The organism is Actinomycetospora sp. NBRC 106375 (assembly GCF_030269665.1).
Lineage (GTDB): Bacteria > Actinomycetota > Actinomycetes > Mycobacteriales > Pseudonocardiaceae > Actinomycetospora.
On record NZ_BSTS01000020.1, the window covers coordinates 25,238 to 39,294 of the forward strand.

A 14,057-nucleotide genomic window follows, 5' to 3' on the forward strand; every position below is an offset into this window, starting at 1 on the left:
CCCGCCATCAACCTCCCGACCCCACTCCTGAGAGGAACGCCATGAGCGCGCCCGTGAACGTCACCGATGCCACCTTCGCCGACGAGGTCCTGGGCAGCGACAAGCCCGTCGTCGTCGACTTCTGGGCGACCTGGTGCGGCCCCTGCAAGATGGTCGCCCCGGTGCTCGAGGAGATCGCCGCCGAGCACGGCGACAAGCTGACCGTGGCCAAGCTCGACATCGACCAGAACCCCGCCACCGCGCGCGACTACCAGGTCATGTCGATCCCGACGCTGCTGGTCTTCCAGGGCGGCAAGCCGGTCAAGCAGATCGTCGGCGCCAAGCCGAAGTCGGTCCTGCTCGACGACCTCTCCGACGTCATCTCCTGATCACCGTCTGAGCACGGCCGATCGGCCGCGACGGTCCGGATCCGACCGTTCATCGCCCCGGCGCCGGGCGTCCGTCATCATCGACGGGCACCCGGCGCCGTGGTGTGTCCGCTCGGCGAGCCCGAACCGTGACCCGCGACGGCGCCCCACTGCACGGCGTGACGCGCCGGACAGGGCACAATGAGGCTCCAGTGAAGCGCGACGAGACCTACGTGCCAGACGTCCCGGACGCGGACGCGGACCATCGGGAGCGAAGTGCATGCAGCTGCTGAGCCGCGGTGACGCCGGCCCGCCGGTCGCCGAGGTCCGGGCAGCACTCGAGGAGATGGGGATCCTGGAGCCGACCGGCCCCGGACCCGCCCTCTTCGACGAGCCGCTCGAGCAGGCCGTGCGCACCTTCCAGCAGCACCGTGGCCTGATCACCGACGGCATCGTCGGGCCGGCCACCTACCGGGCCCTGCGCGACGCCCGGTGGTCGCTCGGCGACCGCATGCTCCTGCTCAACACCCAGCAGCCCCTCACCGGTGACGACGTCTTCGCCCTCCAGGAGCGCCTCCTCGAGCTGGGCTACGACTCGGGGCGCGCCGACGGCGTCTTCGGCCGACAGACCGAGCAGGCGCTGCGCAGCTTCCAGCGCGACTACGGCATGAGCCCGGACGGCATGTGCGGGCCCCGCACCCTGCGCCACCTCGGCTACCTGGGCCGCAAGGTCACCGGCGGGCGTCCCGGCCTGCTGCGGGAGCAGGAGCGGCTCCACAAGGCCGGTCCGCGGCTGTCGGGCAAGCGCATCGTCATCGACCCCGGCCACGGCGGCGCCGACCGCGGCGCCCTGATCGGCGCCGGGCCGGAGGCGGTCACCGAGGCCGGACTCGTCGGCGACATCGCGCGTCGGCTCGAGGGCCGGATGGCGGCCGCCGGCATGGAGGCCCTGCTCTCCCACGGCCCGCAGGACTGCCCCACCGACGCCGAGCGCGCCGGTTTCGCCAACTCCGCGGGCGCCGACGTCGTGCTCTCGCTGCACGTCGACGCCAACACCAGCCCGGCCGCCAACGGCCTGGCCGCGTTCCATTTCGGCACCGGCACGGGCGCCACCTCCACGGTCGGCGAGGCCCTGGCCGGCTTCATCCACCGGGAGCTCCTGGCCCGCACGCGCATGCTCGACTGCGGCGTCCACCCGCGGCCGTGGGAGCTCCTGCGCCTGACCCGTATGCCGGCCGTCCGGGTCGAGATCGGTTACCTCACCAACGACCGCGACCGCGCGGCCCTGCTCGACCCGGGCTTCCGCGACGTCGTCGCCGAGGGGATCCTCGTCGCGGTCAAGCGGCTCTACCTGCTCGGCCAGGACGACAAGCCCACCGGCACGTTCACCTGGGCCGAGGTCCTGCAGCGCGAGGCCAACCGGCCCGCGGCCGCACGCTGAGCGCTCGACGCGCGGCCGGCCGGCCCTGCACGTCCCTAGCGGCAGCTCACGCGCGCCGGCGCCGCGGCGGGGGCCGTCGAGATCGTCACCGAGCCCAGGAGCTGGGCGATGGCGGCCTCGACGTCCTCCTTCCAGTTGAAGCCGGTGTTCAGCTCGAAGCGCATCCGCGGCCAGTGCGGGTGCGGCTGGACGGTCTTGAAGCCCACGGCGCGCAGGAACGCGGCGGGCAGGATGCAGGTCGGGGTGCCCGCCTCGGTGCGGCCGTGGGCCTCCGCGCGGGCGCGCGCGGAGTCGTCGGCGAACGCCTCGACGGCCTTGACCCCGCGCCGCGTGAGGTCACGGACGACGTCCTGCACGAGCAGCCGGCCGATCCCCTCCCCGGCGAAGTCCGGCAGCACGTGCACGCCGCACAGGAGCACCGCGTCCGGCGAGACCGGAGCCGTCGGGAACGCCGCGGCACGCGGCACCACGGTCGGCGGGGCGAAGAACGCGAACCCGGCCGGCAGGCCCTCGACGTGGGCGATGCGCCCGCACGAGCCCCACTCGAGCAGGACCCCGGAGACCCAGGCCTCCTTCTCGAGCTCGACGGTGCCGAACTCCTCGGCCTGGTCGCTCAGGTGCGGGGGGAACTCCCAGTACACACAGCGGCGACACTGCTTGGGCAGCTCCTCGATGTTGTCGAGGGTGACCCCGACACAGCTCCGCGACACGCGTTCCGCCTTCCCCGACATCCGGACGCCGAGAGGATAGTGTCCCGGCCTTTCTCGGCGCCCGGCCCGGGTCGCCCGAGTGGACGAACGGTCTCCCTCGACCGCCGAATCGACCCTCGATCGTGGTGACCCGAGGTGAGCGTGCTCTCCGTCGATCTCAGGGCGCCTCCAGATCGACGCTGCGGGCTCCGGAGATCAGTCCCGGGGTGATGGGCCCGAGGACGGGTCCCGTCCCATCAGCTGCGCGATGCGCTCCAGATCGTCGACCGAGCCGAACTCGACGACGATCCGGCCCTTGCGCTGACCGAGCTCGACCTTGACGCGGGTGTCGAACTGGTCCGACAGCCGCTCGGCCAGATCCTGGAGGCCGGGAGCGTGCATCGGCTTGCGCGCCGGTGCCCGCTTCGTCGCGTTCGTGGCGCCGCCGCGCGCGAGGGTCACCGCCTCCTCCGCGGCCCGGACCGACAGGCCCTCGGCGACGATGCGGGCCGCGAGCTCCTCCTGGGTGCCGGGATCGTCGAGCCCGAGCAGCGCCCGGGCATGCCCGGCCGAGAGGACGCCGGCCGCGACCCGGCGCTGCACCGCGACGGGCAGCTTCATCAGCCGGATCGTGTTGGTGATGGCCGGGCGGCTCCGCCCGATCCGGTCCGCGAGCTGCTCGTGCGTCACGTCGAACTCGGTCAGCAGCTGCTGGTAGGCGGCCGCCTCCTCGAGCGGGTTGAGCTGGACGCGGTGGATGTTCTCGAGCAGCGCGTCGCGCAGCAGGGCGTCGTCGGTGGTCTGCCGGACGATCGCCGGGATGTGCTCGAGGCCCACCCGCTGCGCCGCGCGCCACCGCCGTTCGCCCATGACGAGCTCGTGGGTCAGCGGCGGTCCGCCGTCGACACCCGGCTCGGGCCCGGGGAGCTCGCGCACGACGATCGGCTGCAGGAGACCGAACTCCCGCACCGAGTGCTCGAGCTCGCCCAGCGACTCCTCGTCGAAGACGGTGCGGGGCTGGCGGGGGTTGGGGCGGATCCCGTCGAGCCGCACCTCGCGGTAGACAGCGCCGGCGACCTCGCCCGACGGCTCGGGAGCGGTCGTCGCGCCGTTCGTCGTGGCCGCGTGGTCCCCGTGGCCGCCGTGCTCCCCGTGGTTCCCGGCCGGGGCGGCGGTGCTCTCGGTGCGGCGCGCCCCGAACACGACGTCGGCCGCCTGGTTGCCCAGCCCGTGACGCGACGGCGCTGCTGCCCCGTCGGTCTCCGGAGGTCCCGTGGGGATCAGGGCGGCGAGCCCGCGCCCCAGCCCGCCCCGCCGTTCGGTCCTCTCCGTCATCGTGCTCCCTCGCCCTCGGGCTGGCGCCGCACGATCGTGCGGGCGGCGAACTCCCGGGCCGCGTCGAGGTAGCTCATCGCTCCCCGGGAGCCCGGGTCGTAGGTGAGGACGGTCTGGCCGAAGCCGGGCGCCTCCGAGACCTTCACGCTGCGCGGGATGACGGTCCGCAGGACCACGTCACCGAAGTGGTTGCGGACCTCGGAGGTGACCTGGTCGGCGAGCTTGGTGCGCCCGTCGTACATGGTCAGCAGGATCGTCGACACGTGGAGCCCGGGGTTGAGGTGCGACTGCACCAGGGCGATGTTGTTGAGCAGCTGGCTCAGCCCCTCCAACGCGTAGTACTCGCACTGGATCGGGATGAGCACCTCGGGCGCCGCCACCATCGCGTTGAGCGTGAGCAGACCGAGCGACGGTGGGCAGTCGATGACGACGTAGTCGACGTCGAGCCGGTCGAGCGCGTCGGTGGTCAGAGCGTTCTTGAGGCGGGACTCGCGGTTGAGCATCGAGACGAGCTCGATCTCGGACCCGGCGAGGTCGATGGTCGCGGGCACGCAGAGGAGGTCGTCCGAGCGCTCGCAGACCGCGGCCGCCTGGTCGATCGTCAGCTCGCCGAGGAGCACCTCGTAGATCGAGGGCGTCCCGCTGCGGTGGTCGACGCCGAGCGCGGTGCTGGCGTTGCCCTGCGGGTCGAGATCGACGACCAGCACCCGGGCGCCGTGCAGCGCCAGGGCCGCGGCGAGGTTGACCGCGCTCGTCGTCTTGCCGACGCCGCCCTTCTGGTTGGCGACGGTGATGATGCGCCGCTCGGTGGGCCGCGGGAGGCGGTGGTCCTCGGGATGCAGGACCCGCGCGGCCCGTGCGGCCTCCTCGGCGATCGGCGTCATGCCCTCGTCGCCGTCCGGGTAGAGCACCTCACCGGCACCGAGGACGCCGGCGCCGACACTGGCCGCCGCGTCACTGACCGCCTCGCGCACCTTCTCGGCGGACGGCCGGTCGGCGGCGGCTGTTCCACGTGGAACAGAGCGGCTAGGCGTCGTCGGTCGATCGGTCACGGGCACGATCCTTCCTGCCGCGGGCGCGGCGTCCGGAACCGGGGGAGGGGCCGCGTCGCTCACTCCGACTTACCAGCACGACGGACGTCGCCGCGTCTCCCACGCCGCAACGCACCACCCGGGGTTCGTCCCCGCCCGCCGCGCGAATCTGTTTGAGGTCACGCGCCACCTCGTCGGCGGCGCTCGCGCCCTTCATCGCCGCCAGCGTCCCACCCGGGCGGACCAGAGGCAGCGTCCATGTGACGAGACGCCCCATCGGGGCCACCGCCCGCGCGGTGACGACGTCGCTCTCCCCGCACCGGCGACGCGCCTCCCGCTCCTCGGCCCGTCCCCGCACGACAGCGACGTCGAGATCCAGCTCCGCCACCACCCGCTCCAGCCACGCGACGCGACGGGCCATCGGCTCGAGCAGCGTCACCGTGAGATCGGGTCGCGCGAGAGCCAGCGGGATACCGGGCAGGCCCGCACCGGAACCGACGTCGACCACGGTCGCGTCGGCGGGCAGCACCTCGCCGACCGCCGCGCTGTTGAGGACGTGGCGGTCCCAGAGCCGCGGCAGCTCGCGCGGTCCGATGACTCCTTGCTCGAGCCCCGGCCCGGCGAGCAGGGCGACGTAGCGCTCGGCGGACGCCAGCCGGGCGCCGAAGACGGCTGCGGCCTCGCTCGGTGTCGGCGGGACGGCGGTCGTCGCGGCGGTCGCCTCGGCGGTGACCTCGGCGGTGACCTCCGCGCCGCCGGGCCCTTCCACGGGCTCGCCGTGCGTGGTGCTCATCGTCGTGTTCCACGTGGAACCGGAACGCCCGGGACCCTCGCGGGGAGCGCCGGGACCGGAGCCGCGGGCACCGTGATCAGCCCGCCGGGTGGACCACGACGCGGCGGCGGGGCTCCTCGCCCTCGCTCTCGCTCCGCACGCCACCGACCGCCGCCACCGCGTCGTGCACGATCTTGCGCTCGAACGGGGTCATCGGGCGGAGCTTCTGGAGGTGCCCGGTGTCCTTGGCCTCCTGGGCGGCCTGGCGCCCGAGGTCGGTGAGCTCGGAGCGGCGCTGCGAGCGCCAGCCGGCGACGTCGAGCATCAGCCGGTTGCGCGACCCGGTCGACTGCTGCACCGCGAGCCGCGTCAGCTCCTGGAGCGCCTCGAGGACGTCACCGCGGGCGCCGACCAGCTTCTCGAGGTCCTTGCCCCCGTCCACGCTCACGACGGCGCGGCCGGCCTCCACGTCGAGGTCGATGTCCCCGTCGAAGTCGAGGATGTCGAGCAACCGCTCCAGGTAGTCGCCCGCGATGTCGCCCTCGCGGACGAGCTGGTCCTCGGAGCTGCGCTCCGCGCGCGACGCGTCCTCCGGGGGCGCGCCCGACCCGGACGTCTCCGCCGACTCGACCGTGCCTGCCTCGTCCTGCGACGCCACCGTCTCCGACACGTCGTCTCCTTCCGCCCGGCCCCGTCACGGGGCCTGTCTGGCACGCGCCGCGCCACCGTCGCGGGCGTGCGGGTCCGTGGTCCCGGTCCGCGCTGCGGGGGATCGCGCGCGGCCACCGGAGGGCCCGCCCCGGCCGGGCGCCCGCAGGGGGCCGCCGGCCGGTCGGCGGGCTACTTCTTCTTCTTGTTCGGCCGCTTGCCCTGACCGGACGACGCCAGCTGACCGCCCTTGCCGCCCGCGCCCTTGCCGGACCCGTTCGACCCGCCGGAGCCGTTGCCGTTGGCGCCGTTCGCGCCGCCTCCGCCGTTGCCCCGGGCGACCTTGCCGGGCGTGGGGTTGCCCGAGCCCTGGCGGGCGTTGCCCGACCGCGCGGGGCCGACCTTGCCCGGGGCCCGGCGCCCGCCGTTGCCGCTGTTGCCGGAGCCGCCCTTCTTCCCGCCGCCCGACTTCGCGCCCTTCCCGGCGCCGCCGGTGGTGCCGCCCGTGGTCGCGGGCGTCCCGGCCCCGTCCGGCTCCTGCGCCTCGGCGACCTCTGCCACGTCGACCGCGTCCTCGTCCACCGCCACGTCGGCGGCGGCGCGCTGGGGCTTCTGACCCGGCTGCGGCTTCTGGCCCGTCTGCGGCTTCTGGCCCGGCTTCGGCGCGAGGGCGTCACGCTGCTCGCGGGCCTGCTCGCGCTTCTCCTCCTCCTCGCGGGCGATCTTGCGGTAGATGAGGAACTGCTGGCCGAGCGTCCAGGTGTTCTGGCTCAGGAAGTAGATGAGGATCGCGATCGGGAAGAAGGCACCGAAGACCAGCAGGCCGATGGGGAACAGCCACATCGTGATCTTGCCCATGATCGCGGCCTGCGGGTTCGCTGCGGCGGCCGGGCTCTGGTGCTGCTGGGAGACGCGCGCGGTGAAGTGGGTCGCGATGGCCGCCAGGATCATCAGCGGCAGCGCCACGGGCACGACGTGGGCCTGGAAGTCGCCGAAGTTGAACGAGATGTGGCCCAGCTGCTGCATGCCGCCGGCGATCGCCTCGTTCAGCTTCACGCCGAAGATGTCGGCGTTGTTGAACGACTCGATGTCGGCCCGGTCGAAGACGTAGTTGTAGGGGAAGTTCGGCTGGAAACCCTTGAGCACGTGGAACAGGCCGATGAAGACCGGCAGCTGCACCAGCAGCGGGAGGCAGCCGCCGAGGGGGTTGACCCCGTGCTCCTTCTGGAGCTTCTGCATCTCCTCGGCGAGCTTCTGCCGGTCGTTCTTGTACTTCTCCTGCAGCTTCTTGATCTGCGGCTGGAACTCCTGCATCTTGCGCATCGAGCGCACCTGGCTGATGAACGGCTTGATCAGCAGGGAGCGCAGCGTGAAGACGAGGAAGATGACCGAGAGCGCCCAGCCGAAGCCGTTGGCGGGCCCGAGGACGAAGCCGAACACCTCGTGCCAGAACCACATGATGGCCGACACGGGGTAGTAGATGAAGTTCAGCACGTCTCTCGCTCCTCGGTGTGGGGGCCGTCGGCCCCCGGGTCGGCGGTGCGGCGGGGCCACCCGCACCACGTCCGGTCGCCGCGCGGCGGGACCGGGTCCAGGCCTCCAGGGTGCCAGGGAGCGCACTTGGCCACCCTGACCAGGGTCAGCCCCGTGCCGATCACGACACCGTGCACGCGCAGCGACCCGATCGCGTAGGCGCTGCAGCTGGGGTAGAAGCGGCACGAGGGACCGAACAGCGGGGAGATCCAGCGCTGGTAGAACCGCAGCACGGCGACGAGCGCGCGGACCGCGGGGGAGCGCCGCTCACCGTCGGGTGCGCCCGCAGGCGTGGGTCCGGGCGCCGGGGGCTCGGATGCCGGCGGCCCGGGTGCCGGCGGCCCGGCCGTCGCGGACGGATCGCCCGACGCGGCGTGCACCGGTGCTCGGTCCTCCACCGATGCCGTCCTCCTCGTCGGGGCCCGGGCGGCGCGCACCCCGCCCGCCGTCGGTGCCGTGGGCCCCGGTCGTCGGTTCCATGGTGCCCGTCGTCGCGCCCGGAAGCGACCGCCCACGGGGTCGGGCCGGGCGGCCGACGGCGGGGTGGGACGATCAGTGCCGTGTCGATCGACGGACACCCCGGCGGCCGGGGAGTCGGCGGGACCCGCCGATCGCAGGCCGTGCACCGCGTCCTCGCCGCCGCCGCCCGCCGGGGCACGGTGGTCGAGAAGGAGATCCTCGGTCTGCCGGATCTCGTCGGACCGGGCGACGTCTGCCTCGACGTCGGCGCCGAGTTCGGCCTCTACACCCACGTGCTCGCCGACCTCGTCGGGGCGAGCGGGGCGGTGCACAGTTTCGAGCCCCAGCGCGGGGCGCACCGGGCGCTGACCCTCGGGGTGCGGGCGGCCGGGCTGGACCACGTCCACCCGCACCGGCTCGCTCTCGGCGCGGCGCCGGGACGCCAGGAGCTCTCGGTGCCCCGACGGCGCGGCCTGCCGGTGCACGGTCGGGCGTACCTCACCGCCGGCGCGCGGGACGCCGGGCCCAACCGGGAGTTCGCCGGCCACCGGCTGGAGTCGGTCGCCGTGGACACGCTCGACGCCGTCGTCGCCGACCTGGGGCTCGCGCGGGTCGCGCTCGTGAAGGCGGACGTCGAGGGTGCGGAGGGCGCCCTGGTCGACGGGGCCGCCGCGACGCTCGCGACTCACCGGCCCCACCTCCTGCTGGAGATCGAGGACCGGCACACCAGCAAGTACGGGCTCGCGGCCGCCGACCTCTTCGACCGGCTCACCGGCGCGCTGGGGTACCGCGCGCACACGTGGTCGGCCGGCTGGCGGCCGGTGGCGGGGATCGTCGACACCGAGCGGAACTACCTGTTCAGTCCGTGAGCCGCAGGCGCGCGAGCGCCGCGTCGAGGTCGTCGCCGAGCTGTGCCGAGGTCGCGTCCGCCGCGGGCGGCTGAGCCCGCACCACCAGGTCGGTGCCCGCGGGCAGCGCCTCGAGACGCGGGCGCAGCAGGTGGCGCAGCCGCCGGCTCACCCGGTGCCGGGTCACGGCCGGTCCGACGCCGCGGCCGACCACCAGGCCCGCGCGGGCGGGACGGACCGGACGGTCGGTGGCCGGGGTCGCGACCGCGTGCACCACTAGGTGACGACGCCCCGCACGCCGACCGCCGCGCAGCACGCGGCGGAAGTCCTGGGGCCGGGTGATCCGGAGTTCGCGGGGGAGCACGGTGGCGTGCGCCGGGCGCGGCGACCCTGCGGACACGACGACGGGACCGCGTCCACGAAGGAGCGGTCCCGTCGGGAGAGCCGTGTCGCGCGGGACGGACCCGCGGGCCGACTAGGCGCTGATCTGCTCGCGGCCCTTGCGGCGGCGCGAGGCCAGCACCGCGCGGCCGGCGCGCGTCCGCATGCGCAGCCGGAAGCCGTGGGTCTTCGACCGCCGACGGTTGTTCGGCTGGAACGTGCGCTTGCCCTTGGCCACTTTCGATGTCTCCTGCTCCGAGCGCGCAGTTGCGCGTGGGTGCCGACAGCCCCGTCCGGGCGCCGGATCCGGTCACGACCAGGGTAGCCGGTGCTCCCCCGCGGGGTCGCACCCCGGTCGCGTAGCACCACTCGATCGTCCGCCACCGCCGTCCGGGGGGAGGTTGTGGCCCGTGCTGGAGGCTTGTTAGCGTCCGTGCTCCCGTCGAGGACAGAGGACACGGGATCCCGGTCTCCCGGGCCGTGCCCGCCGAGCGGGACCGAGGCCGGGCGTCAGGGGGAGGACGCCCTCGTACCCGCGCGTCACCGTCCGCGCGATGTCGTGCACAGTTGTGGACAGAGCTGTGGACGCGCGCGTCCACGCGACGGTGCCGAGCGGCACGCACGGGCGGCCGCCGCAGGGGACGGAGGGGGGTACCGGATGTCGGACCAGCTCTTCGACCTCGACGAGACCTGGGGCCAGGTGGTCGCCGAGCTCACCGCGGGCTCGGCCGACGGCGCCTCGCTCTCCCCGCAGCAGCGGGCCTGGGTGCGCGTCACCCGGCCGCTCGGGCTCCTCGACGACACCGCCCTGCTCGCGGCGCCCAGCGAGTTCGCCAAGGAGGCCATCGAGCGGGCCCTGCGCGACCCGATCGTCGCCGCCCTCTCCCGCCACATCGGCCGTCCGGTCTCCCTGGCCGTCCGCGTCGACCACAGCGCCCGCCCCGCGCCGGAGGCCGGTCCGAGCACCGCCCCGCTGCCGCGCGCGACGCTGCCCGCCGAGGAGGGCGAGCACACCAACGGCGACGCCCGGGCCGACGGGCACCACGCGCACACGGGCCCCGACACCGGCTATCTCGCCGCCACGTCCTCGGCGGCGTCGCCGACGTCCTCGTACCGGGCCGAGGCGATCGCCGCGGCCGCCGGTGTCGGGCGGGTGACGCACAACCCCGATCCCGCGCACCCCGAGGAACAGGTCGACGAGGTCGGCGACGGCCTCGCAGCGGTGCACGAGATCTGGGCACCCCGCGGCGGCCTCGGCGGGCCCGAGCCCGCCGGCGAGCTGCGCGACACCGGTCCGGACCCGGCCCGCGGCGCCCCGCGCTCGCAGACCCGGCTCAACGAGAAGTACACGTTCGACACGTTCGTCATCGGGGCCTCGAACCGCTTCGCCCACGCCGCCGCGGTCGCGGTGTCCGAGGCGCCGGCCCGCGCGTACAACCCGCTGTTCGTCTGGGGCGACTCCGGGCTCGGCAAGACCCACCTGCTCCACGCGGTCGGGCACTACGCCCAGCGCCTCTTCTCCGGGATGCGCGTGCGCTACGTGTCCACGGAGGAGTTCACCAACGACTTCATCAACTCGCTGCGCGACGACCGGAAGATCGCCTTCCAGCGCCGCTACCGCGACGTCGACGTGCTGCTGGTGGACGACATCCAGTTCCTGGAGGGCAAGGAAGGCACCCAGGAGGAGTTCTTCCACACCTTCAACACGCTGCACAACGCGAACAAGCAGATCGTCGTGTCGTCGGACCGGCCGCCCAAGCGCCTCGAGACGCTCGAGGACCGGCTGCGCACCCGGTTCGAGTGGGGCCTGATCACCGACATCCAGCCCCCCGAGCTCGAGACCCGCATCGCGATCCTGCGCAAGAAGGCCGCCGGCGAGCGGATGGCCGCGCCGCCCGAGGTCCTCGAGTTCATCGCCGACCGCATCGAGCGCAACATCCGCGAGCTCGAGGGCGCCCTGATCCGCGTCACCGCCTTCGCGTCGCTCAACCGGCAGCCGATCGACCTGCAGCTCGCCGAGATCGTCCTGCGCGACCTCATCCCCGACTCCCGCCAGTCGGAGATCACCGCGCCGACGATCATGGCGGTGACCGCCGAGTTCTACTCGGTGTCCATCGACGACCTCTGCGGCCCCGGCAAGACGAAGGCCCTCGCCCTGGCCCGCCAGATCGCGATGTACCTCTGCCGCGAGCTCACCGACCTCTCCCTGCCCCGCATCGGGCAGACGTTCGGCAACCGCGACCACACCACGGTCATGCACGCGGACAAGAAGATCCGCAAGGAGATGGCCGAACGGCGCCGGACCTACGAGCAGGTCCAGGAGCTCACCGCGCGCATCAAGCAGCGCGCCCGCGGCTGACGGCCCCCTCCACCCCGCGCGCCCGCCCTCGCCCGGGGCGCGCCAGGTGGATGTAGCGAACGCGCTGTTCGCTGCTTCTATGCGCGCGAAGTCCCCGTTCGCGACGACCGCGCCCACCGCGACGCACACCGCGACGCACACCGCGACGCCCGGTGCGGCGCACGCGGCCCCGCACGAGGACCGAGGGCGTCCCTGGCTGCGTGGGAGGCAGCGAGGGACGCCCTCGCTCCGCTCACCCGCGCCGTCCCGCAACGTCGCCGTGCGCCGGTTCCCGAGATCGCGGGTGCCCGCACCGACGACCGGTGCTCCGGACACAGATTGATCACGCTGTGTCGAGATCCAGTGCCTCGTCGAGCGACCGAGCGTGACCACTGGAGCACCGCCTCGACGACGAGATGCCGGCGCCCGTCGGTGAACACCGAGCCCGGTAGCACACCGCAGTCGTTCGACTCCCGATCGACCCACAGCTGGGGACAACTCTGTGGACATACGCCGGGCGACGGTGGAAATGCACGGGACGACAAGGGAGAACACTCCGCCGTCCACCGGACACGCCGCGCTGTCCCCGGATCCGGGCACCGGCCGGGCCGAGGTGTCCACACGGGATCCGGCCGCCCCACCAGCGCGGACGGGCTCGATCCACACCACGCACAGGACCTACTGGTACTGCTGTCTTTCTCTCTTCTAGAGAACTCCTGAAGAACAGGTGATGTGGAAGGGTCGACGAGGTGGCCGGACGGCCCCCGACCGCGTACCCGATCGGCTCGAATCGAGATCGGGCCCGGAGTGTCGGACCCCTCCGGCAGGCTCTACCGTGATGGACCCGCACCGGGGTCCGTCCCCGCCCGCGGAGCACGAGTCCGCAGGGACCGGTCAGCAGGGGGAGGACCCGCGATGAAGTTCCGCGTCGAACGAGACGCGCTCGCCGACGCCGTGGCCTTCGTCGCCCGCAGCCTCCCGAGCCGCGCTCCCGTGCCGGTGCTCGGCGGCGTGCTGCTCGACACCGAGGGCGACGGCACGCTCACGGTGTCCGGGTTCGACTACGAGGTTTCCGCGCGCGTCGAGGTGCCGGCCATGGTCGGCGACGCCGGCCGAGCGCTGGTCTCCGGCCGCCTGCTCGCCGACATCACGCGGGCGCTCCCGCCGCACCCGGTGGACGTCACGGTCGACGGCCCGCGCGCCACGATCGCCTGCGGCAACGCCCGGTTCAGCCTCCCGACCATGTCGGCCGAGGACTACCCGCAGCTGCCCGACATGCCTCCGGTGGCCGGTGCGCTCGCCCCCGAGGTGTTCGCCCAGGCCGTCTCGCAGGTCGCGGTGGCCGCCGGTCGTGACGACACGCTGCCGATGCTGACCGGCATCCGCATCGAGATCGACGGCTCGACCCTGACGCTCGCCGCCACCGACCGGTTCCGGCTCGCGGTCCGCGAGTTCTCGTGGGAGCCGGGCGAGAGCGCCGGCGGCGGCGAGAACGGCGAGGTCGCGCTGCTCGCCCCGGCGAAGACGCTCTCCGAGGCGGCCAAGACGCTCACGTCCTCCGGCTCGCGCATCGAGCTCGCGCTGGCCCGCGGCGACGGCCTGCTCGGCCTCGCGGGCGGCGGCCGCCGCTCGACGACGCGCCTGCTCGACGCGGAGTTCCCGCGCTACCGCCAGCTGCTGCCCAAGGAGCACACGTCGGCGGCGGTCCTCGAGATCGCCCCGCTGGTCGAGGCCATCAAGCGCGTCTCCCTGGTCGCCGAGCGCGGCACGCAGGTGCGTCTCGAGTTCGGCGACGACACGCTGCGGCTCACCGCCGGCGGCGACGACGAGGGCAGCGCCGAGGAGGAGCTCTCCTGCCGGTTCGTCGGCGAGCCGCTGACGATCGCGTTCAACCCCGGCTACCTGCTCGACGGCCTCGGAGCCCTGGGTGCCGACCACGCGCACCTGTCGTTCACCACGCCCAGCCGGCCGGCCCTGCTGCGCCCGGCCGCCCCGTCCGGGGAGTCCGCGGACGGCGACGGCGGGGGATCCGACGCCGACGAGCCCGCCGGCGGCGGCGCCACGGCCGTCGAGCCCGGCCCGGGTGACAACGCCGATGATCTCCCCGATCCTCGTCCCGGGTATCTGTACCTCCTGATGCCGGTCCGACTCCCGGGCTGAGCCCGGTCCGGTCGTCCGGCACGCGACACGAGCGCCCCGACACGAGGGCGAGGCGCTGCAGGCCCTGACGAGAGG

General features: G+C 73.8%; 14 protein-coding genes. 5 read left to right on the plus strand and 9 right to left on the minus strand.

Going from position 1 to position 14,057, the window contains the following annotated elements:
* Nucleotides 1-41 precede the first annotated feature (41 nt).
* Together trxA and QSK03_RS26540 are read left to right on the plus strand one after the other, a co-directional pair.
* Entirely contained in the window at nucleotides 42-368 is a 327-nt protein-coding gene (trxA, locus tag QSK03_RS26535) for a thioredoxin (protein ID WP_285658361.1), read from the plus strand.
* A 259-nt stretch (nucleotides 369-627) separates the two neighbouring features.
* Entirely contained in the window at nucleotides 628-1,788 is a 1,161-nt protein-coding gene (locus tag QSK03_RS26540; RefSeq protein ID WP_285658363.1) for an N-acetylmuramoyl-L-alanine amidase, read from the plus strand.
* A 35-nt stretch (nucleotides 1,789-1,823) separates the two neighbouring features.
* On the opposite strand, the gene QSK03_RS26545 is transcribed toward QSK03_RS26540, so the two are convergent.
* From QSK03_RS26545 to yidD, 7 genes are all read right to left on the minus strand, one after another.
* Nucleotides 1,824-2,498 carry a GNAT family N-acetyltransferase gene (locus tag QSK03_RS26545; RefSeq protein WP_285658364.1) on the minus strand — a complete coding sequence of 225 codons (675 nt, stop codon included), beginning with the start codon at nucleotides 2,496-2,498 and terminating at the stop codon, nucleotides 1,824-1,826.
* Between the two features lie 195 nt (nucleotides 2,499-2,693).
* Nucleotides 2,694-3,812: a ParB/RepB/Spo0J family partition protein gene (locus tag QSK03_RS26550; RefSeq protein ID WP_285658366.1), complete on the minus strand. Its 1,119-nt coding sequence runs from the start codon at nucleotides 3,810-3,812 to the stop codon at nucleotides 2,694-2,696.
* Nucleotides 3,809-4,696 carry a ParA family protein gene (locus QSK03_RS26555; protein WP_285658511.1) on the minus strand — a complete coding sequence of 296 codons (888 nt, stop codon included), beginning with the start codon at nucleotides 4,694-4,696 and terminating at the stop codon, nucleotides 3,809-3,811. Before QSK03_RS26555 ends, QSK03_RS26550 begins: the two co-directional genes overlap by 4 nt.
* Nucleotides 4,697-4,838: 142 nt before the next feature.
* Nucleotides 4,839-5,636 (minus strand): 16S rRNA (guanine(527)-N(7))-methyltransferase RsmG, encoded by a 798-nt coding sequence (gene rsmG / locus QSK03_RS26560; protein WP_285658368.1) that lies wholly within the window; start codon nucleotides 5,634-5,636, stop codon nucleotides 4,839-4,841.
* Between the two features lie 76 nt (nucleotides 5,637-5,712).
* Entirely contained in the window at nucleotides 5,713-6,285 is a 573-nt protein-coding gene (locus QSK03_RS26565; protein ID WP_285658370.1) for a Jag family protein, read from the minus strand.
* 170 nt (nucleotides 6,286-6,455) lie between these two features.
* The gene (gene yidC / locus QSK03_RS26570) at nucleotides 6,456-7,757 is read right to left on the minus strand and encodes a membrane protein insertase YidC (protein ID WP_285658372.1); all 1,302 of its coding nucleotides are present in this window, start codon (nucleotides 7,755-7,757) and stop codon (nucleotides 6,456-6,458) included.
* Entirely contained in the window at nucleotides 7,751-8,194 is a 444-nt protein-coding gene (yidD, locus tag QSK03_RS26575; protein WP_285658374.1) for a membrane protein insertion efficiency factor YidD, read from the minus strand. Before yidD ends, yidC begins: the two co-directional genes overlap by 7 nt.
* A 162-nt stretch (nucleotides 8,195-8,356) precedes the next feature.
* On the opposite strand from yidD, the gene QSK03_RS26580 reads away from it, so the two are divergent.
* A complete protein-coding gene (locus QSK03_RS26580) occupies nucleotides 8,357-9,124 on the plus strand; it encodes an FkbM family methyltransferase (protein WP_285658376.1) in 768 nt (255 codons plus the stop codon).
* On the opposite strand, the gene rnpA is transcribed toward QSK03_RS26580, so the two are convergent.
* Entirely contained in the window at nucleotides 9,114-9,503 is a 390-nt protein-coding gene (gene rnpA, locus QSK03_RS26585) for a ribonuclease P protein component (RefSeq protein ID WP_502872223.1), read from the minus strand. The genes QSK03_RS26580 and rnpA overlap by 11 nt on opposite strands.
* A gap of 75 nt (nucleotides 9,504-9,578) precedes the next feature.
* Nucleotides 9,579-9,722 (minus strand): 50S ribosomal protein L34, encoded by a 144-nt coding sequence (rpmH, locus tag QSK03_RS26590; protein ID WP_285658377.1) that lies wholly within the window; start codon nucleotides 9,720-9,722, stop codon nucleotides 9,579-9,581.
* A gap of 420 nt (nucleotides 9,723-10,142) precedes the next feature.
* Here rpmH and dnaA point away from each other — a divergent pair, with 420 nt between their 5' ends.
* Complete coding sequence (gene dnaA / locus QSK03_RS26595) at nucleotides 10,143-11,843, plus strand: chromosomal replication initiator protein DnaA (RefSeq protein ID WP_285658379.1); 1,701 nt, start codon at nucleotides 10,143-10,145, stop codon at nucleotides 11,841-11,843.
* Nucleotides 11,844-12,737: 894 nt separating this feature from the next.
* Entirely contained in the window at nucleotides 12,738-13,982 is a 1,245-nt protein-coding gene (gene dnaN, locus QSK03_RS26600) for a DNA polymerase III subunit beta (RefSeq protein ID WP_285658380.1), read from the plus strand.
* The last annotated feature ends 75 nt before the right edge of the window (nucleotides 13,983-14,057 follow it).